This window comes from Malonomonas rubra (assembly GCF_003247215.1).
Taxonomy (GTDB): domain Bacteria; phylum Desulfobacterota; class Desulfuromonadia; order Desulfuromonadales; family Geopsychrobacteraceae; genus Malonomonas; species Malonomonas rubra_A.
Genome location: NZ_QKAP01000103.1, coordinates 1 through 5,513, shown reverse-complemented (window position 1 = coordinate 5,513; position 5,513 = coordinate 1). Strand labels below are relative to the sequence as shown.

The window sequence follows — 5,513 nt, the reverse complement described above, 5'->3', positions numbered from 1 at the left end:
AGGCCCCGGTAACGCAGGCCCCGGTAACGCAGGCCCCGGCAGCGCAGGCCCCGGCAGCGCAGGCCCCGGCAGCGCAGGCCCTGGCAGCGCAGGCCCCGGCAGCGCAGGCCCTGGCCGAGACTGCCTATCTTCCGGCTGGCAACGAGCGCCTGGAGTACGAAGTCGGTTTCCTATGGTTTGACCGCCTGGCTGACGGCTCCCTCGAGTTGGAACGGTTTGCCGATGCCGGGCACTTTCGGGCCAAACTTGAAGTCAAGACCCGCGGGATGGCGGCCCTGTTTACGCGTAACCGGAGAGAGCGCTACGAGGCGCACTTCGTGCTCGGTAGTGATGGCTATTTTCACTCGCGGTCATTTGTAACCAGGCGTTTCAAGGGGAAGGGAGATTCTCTCACCGATCGCGGCAAGGCGCTATTCTTCGACGCCGAAGCGGGGGAGGTCCTGTTTCAGCGCTCCGAGAATGGCCGTCTGACCGAAGAAATACGTCGCGAGTTGCCGCAGCAACATGAAGTCTTTGACTTCTTGAGCGCTTACTGGAATCTGCGTCTCGGAATGTTTGGCCCCCTGATACCCGGCACCCGCATGGTCATCCCCTCCTATACGTTCAAAGGGGCTGCTGAGATCGTCGTTGAAGTGTTGAGCCCGGAAGAACAGCGCGACCTCTCTTTCTTCCCGGAAGGGGGAACTCTCTGCCGACTTTATCTCGATGAAGAGGTCTTCCAGACCGGTGGGGGGAAGCTTTATGTCTGGTTCAATGACAAGCGCCAGGTCGGCAGTGCCATAGCGGTGGATGTCCTCGGTTTGGGGGATGTGCGCGGTGCGATGACTCAGGCCAAGAGCTTCGAGGCCCCTCCGCTACAGCTTGAGGAGCGGCAGCGGCCAATCCACATTGAAGCGGCCCCCTTTGAACCTTAGTCGGCCGCTTCTTGCCATTTTTTTGTCACAATGAATTGTTTTGAGCGGGCCTCCCTCCTTTAATCGGCATATCCGGATTTAATCCTGTCGCACACAAAACAAAATTATAAATATTTTGCGTTGTAGTACAGCTACTTGCCTTTTGGGTTTTCTTACGAAGTTCCTTTAGGCATGTTCTTGGCAAACCTATGATTTCAGGAGCTGTTTTCAGGTTGTCTACGCCAAGAAGGTGCCATGGTTGCTGCGACACAACATACGGCAAACATTCAGGGGAGAGCATGGATTCTGGTCGATCAGTCCGGGAACTGTCGATCGGCAAGTCCGTCGCTTTATAATTGGCTCTCCACATCATTTGAGCAGTTGCAGGGGCGGTCAATCGTTTCTCTGTTCAACGTCGACCTTTTTTGCCATGATTCCACCTCTCATGGTCCATTGCTGCTCAACCTTGACCAGGGGCCTCTGGTGGAGGTGGCGGTAGAAAGTCTGCCTGATGGGAAGATGCTCTGGCTGCACCGGCCAGCCCCGAAGACGTCGAGTGGGAGTCCTGATCTTTCCTATGAAACCATCTTTGAACATGCGGCTGCTGGGTTGGCCCGGCTCTCACTTGACGGATGCTTTGTCGACGCCAATGAGGAATTCTGCCGTTTGACCGGCTATAAGCGCCATGAAATCCCGCAGTTATTTTTCACCGATCTGATCGTCGGTGCAGATGAGAAAGGACTTTGGTCCGATCTCGACCGTCTCCTGTCAAGCGACGAAAGCTCTCTGTCGTGTGAGCGCCTGTGTCTCTGCTCTGATTCATCCGAGGTGTGGGTGGATCTGAGTATTTCCATGGTGCGGGGCGAGATGGGGCAGCCATGCTGTTTTGTGTTGGTAATCAAGGATATTGCGCGGCTCAAGGAAGCTGAAAAAGAGGCCCGTTACCTCGCGCTTTACGATAGCCTCACCGGCCTGCCTAATCGTCGTATGCTCGAGGACCGTATCGATCAGGCGATCATCCATGCGCAACGTGCACAGGCAGGGATGGCGGTGTTGTTTCTTGACCTAGACCGTTTCAAGGACATCAATGACGTTTTCGGGCATCATAATGGGGACCTGTTGCTTGTTGAGGTGAGTAGACGTGTCTCTGGTTGCCTGCGCAAGATCGATACCGTTGCGCGCCTGGGTGGGGACGAGTTTGTCGTTGTTCTGCAGGATCTGGACGTCGGCAGCAGCGCCAGCGCCGTTGCCGAAAAAATTCTGACGGTTCTTGCCGAGCCGTTCGAGCTCGATGACAGAACGGTTTATAGCGGTACCAGCATCGGCATCGCGCGTTTTCCCGAGGACGGCAGCGATTGTGAAACGTTGCTTATGCATGCCGATGCCTCAATGTATCTGGCCAAGGAAGAGGGGCGTGGAACCTACCGGTTTTACTCACGTAAACTCAACAAGGTACACGATGAGAGGCTGATATTTGATCACAGTATGCGTCTTGCCTTGCAACAAGGGCAGTTTTTTATCGAGTACCAGCCGCGGGTCGATTTGCAAAGTGGCCTTATCCTTGGAGTAGAAGCACTGGTACGCTGGAACCACCCTGAATTGGGGGTGCTTACACCTGGGCGCTTTATCCCTCGCGCCGAAGAAAATGGCAGTATTGCAGCACTCGGGCGCTGGGTGTTGGAGGAAGCGTGTTGTCAGGTTGCACAATGGCAGGAACGTGGAATATCCGGGCTGAACCTTACGGTCAACGTATCCGGGCGACAGTTCAGGTTGTCGGATGTTGCCGATGATGTTGATCGTGCCCTGGAGCTGAGTGGTCTGTCTCCCCATCATCTGGAAATCGAGTTGACCGAGAGTGCCCTGATGGATCGCACAGCTTCGACTCTAGAGGGGCTTGTCGATTTGCGGGTACGGGGCACGCGCCTGGTTATTGACGATTTCGGTACCGGTTATTCGTCGTTGAATTATCTTCAGATGTTTCCGGTCGATTGTGTCAAGATTGACCGTTCTTTCATCAGCGCCTTCGAGCGACCCGGGGATCGAGCTCCGATTGCAGAAGCGATCATCAGCATGGCCCATAATCTCGGCATCAAGGTGTGCGGTGAAGGAGTCGAGACGGAAGCTCAGAGATACTTCCTGCTCTCGCGGGGTTGTGACGAGGGGCAGGGTTTCTATTTCTCACAGCCACTATCCGCTGAGGCTTTTGAGCACTACTGCTTTTGCGAGCCTGTTAGCAGGGGGCTGGGGGTTTATTTCCCGGCTGCCCGGAAAACACAGGAAATTCATCGGTTTCAATTGCAGGCCTGAGCCTTCGCACCCCGCATTCCTTTAACCTCTGTTTTGTCATTCTGCTGGAGTTGCCGCTTAATTCGGGATATGATAAGCGCATTTGCATCTCTGGAGAGTTCATGTTTCGGCTCAGGTCTATATTGTTCCTTGTCGTTGTTGTTCTTGCTGCGCTAGCGAACTCGGCGTCAGCCGATCTGCTTTGGGGGCGTGTTGTTGATCAGGACGGCCAGGGTCTGTCCGGAGCCTTGGTTCTGTCCGGTGCGCAACGGGCCATATCCGCAGCCGATGGCGAGTTTCTACTTGAAGATCCCGTCGAGAAAGTCGCTGTCAAGCGCCCTGGGTTCCTTGCTGCTCACGTCGATATCGAGGCGGCCGAGCAGATAGAATTACAGTCCTTTCACCCGCGCGCGCTCTATTTGTCATTTTATGGTGCGGCACACCAGGGGTTGCGTGGAAGAGCTCTCGAACTGATTGAACGCACCGAGCTTAATGCCGTGGTTATCGATATCAAGGGTGACCGCGGTGAGCTTTCCTATCCGAGTAGTATCCTGCAGGCCCACGATATTGGAGCGCAGGAACTGGTCACGTTACCACACCTTGCCGAACTGGTTGCCGAGCTCAAGGGCAGAGGGATCTATACGATCGCCCGGATCGTGGTGTTCAAGGACAACCTGTTTGCAGAGGCCTGTCCCGGTAGCGCGGTGATGGATCAGTCAGGCCGTCCCTGGAAAGATCGTGAAAAACTTGGGTGGGTCGACCCGCATCAGCCCGAAGTCGTGGCTTATAATCTTCAGGTCGCCGAAGAAGCCGCACAGCTAGGATTTGATGAGGTCCAGTTTGATTACGTGCGCTTCCCCGATACTGCGCGGCTGGTTTTTGCAAAACCCAACTCGTTCATTAACCGAATATCTGCGATCAACGATTTTCTGCGTCAGGCCAAGAAGATTCTAGATGGTTACGGTGTATATGTTTCAGCGGATGTATTTGGTTATATCTGCTGGAATGAAAATGATACCTACATAGGGCAGCATCTTGAAACCTTGTTGCCGCATGTCGATTATCTTTCGCCGATGCTGTACCCTTCGGGGTTCAGTCACGGACTTCCTGGTTTTCCTTCGCCGATGGAGGCGCCTTACGAGATGATTTATCTCTCGCTGGAACAGGCATACCGGCGCACCGGTGCCGATCCCTTGAGATTCAGGCCGTGGTTGCAGGCATTCAAGGATTACGCGTTCGATCGTCGTCGCTTTAAAGCCGCCGAGATCTCGGCCCAGATACGTGCAGCGAATGATTTCGGAAGTAACGGGTACATGCTCTGGAATGCTGCTAACCGTTATAGCGATGCCGGTCTTCCTGTCGCAAAAAGTGTGGAGGTTGCAGGCCAGACCGACGAACAAACCAAGACCAAACCACAAGTTTTGCAATTGCCCTCTGATAGTTGAATTAGCGGGATATCAATAAAAAAGGGGAGGCCGGTCTGGCCTCCCCTTTTTATTAAGCAGGTTCGTCGTGTAATTACTTGTGGCAGTCGTTACACTTGGTGGGTCCGCCCATGTCTTTGTGGCAGGATTTGCACAGCTCTTTGTGTGCTTTGTCCTTGGTCATTTCGATCTTGGCCGGGGTACCTTCGTGGCACTTGGCGCAATCGCCGAGTTTTTCCTGGTGAGCCTTGTGGTTGAAGGTGACGGTGCCCTTAGATGCTTCGTAGGTTACGACGTCGGCAGCGATGGCAGCGGTAGCCGTGGTAATGAAAGCGAGGGCCAGCAGGGTTACGATCAAACGTTTCATGTTACTTCCTCCTCCATAGGGTTTTTGTGGTCTACGGTTGTTCCGTATACCGTGTTGACAATTTACCCGAAAGAAGTGAGCTGTACATTAGACATCTGTCCTTTTGGTGCCCGATGTCTACTGAATTTGTCGTGATTACAGTATGCTAGCCTGTTTTTTGTGTTCCGACCCGACATGACGGATTAATGAAAAAGGGGGGCCAAGGCCCCCCTTTTTCTGTTTGACGTGTGTCTGGGCTATTACTTGTGGCAATCGTTACACTTGGTGGGGCCGCCCATCGCCTTGTGGCAGTCTTTACAAACTGCGCCATGAGCGCCACTTTTGTCGACGGCAATCTTGGCCGGGGTACCTTCATGGCATTTAGCGCAATCGCCGAGTTTCTCACCGTGAGCCTTGTGGTTGAAGGTGACGGCGCCCTTGGATGCTTCGTAGGTTACGACGTCAGCAGCGATAGCAGCGGTAGCCGTGGTCAGGAAGGCGAGGGCCAGCAGGGTTACGATCAAACGTTTCATGGGTCTTTCCTCCTAGTTAAGTTTCAGGCGA

At 54.2% G+C, this 5,513-nt stretch carries 5 protein-coding genes; 3 read left to right on the top strand and 2 right to left on the bottom strand.

The genetic code is table 11. The annotated features are described in order from the left end of the window. From Q7J88_RS10855 to Q7J88_RS10845, 3 genes are all read left to right on the top strand, one after another. Nucleotides 1–914: DUF3108 domain-containing protein (locus Q7J88_RS10855; protein WP_303722222.1), on the top strand; the 914-nt coding region annotated here is incomplete at its 5' end. 234 nt (nucleotides 915–1,148) lie between these two features. Further along, complete coding sequence (locus Q7J88_RS10850; RefSeq protein WP_303722221.1) at nucleotides 1,149–3,200, top strand: EAL domain-containing protein; 2,052 nt, start codon at nucleotides 1,149–1,151, stop codon at nucleotides 3,198–3,200. A gap of 101 nt (nucleotides 3,201–3,301) precedes the next feature. Then, nucleotides 3,302–4,624, top strand: coding sequence for a putative glycoside hydrolase (locus tag Q7J88_RS10845; protein WP_303722220.1), 1,323 nt, complete (start codon nucleotides 3,302–3,304; stop codon nucleotides 4,622–4,624). Between the two features lie 73 nt (nucleotides 4,625–4,697). On the opposite strand, the gene Q7J88_RS10840 is transcribed toward Q7J88_RS10845, so the two are convergent. Both Q7J88_RS10840 and Q7J88_RS10835 read right to left on the bottom strand, forming a co-directional pair. Continuing rightward, nucleotides 4,698–4,970, bottom strand: a complete 273-nt coding sequence (locus Q7J88_RS10840; protein ID WP_303722218.1) for a cytochrome c3 family protein — start codon at nucleotides 4,968–4,970, stop codon at nucleotides 4,698–4,700. 239 nt (nucleotides 4,971–5,209) lie between these two features. Continuing rightward, the gene (locus Q7J88_RS10835) at nucleotides 5,210–5,482 is read right to left on the bottom strand and encodes a cytochrome c3 family protein (RefSeq protein ID WP_303722217.1); all 273 of its coding nucleotides are present in this window, start codon (nucleotides 5,480–5,482) and stop codon (nucleotides 5,210–5,212) included. Between the last annotated feature and the right edge of the window lie 31 nt (nucleotides 5,483–5,513).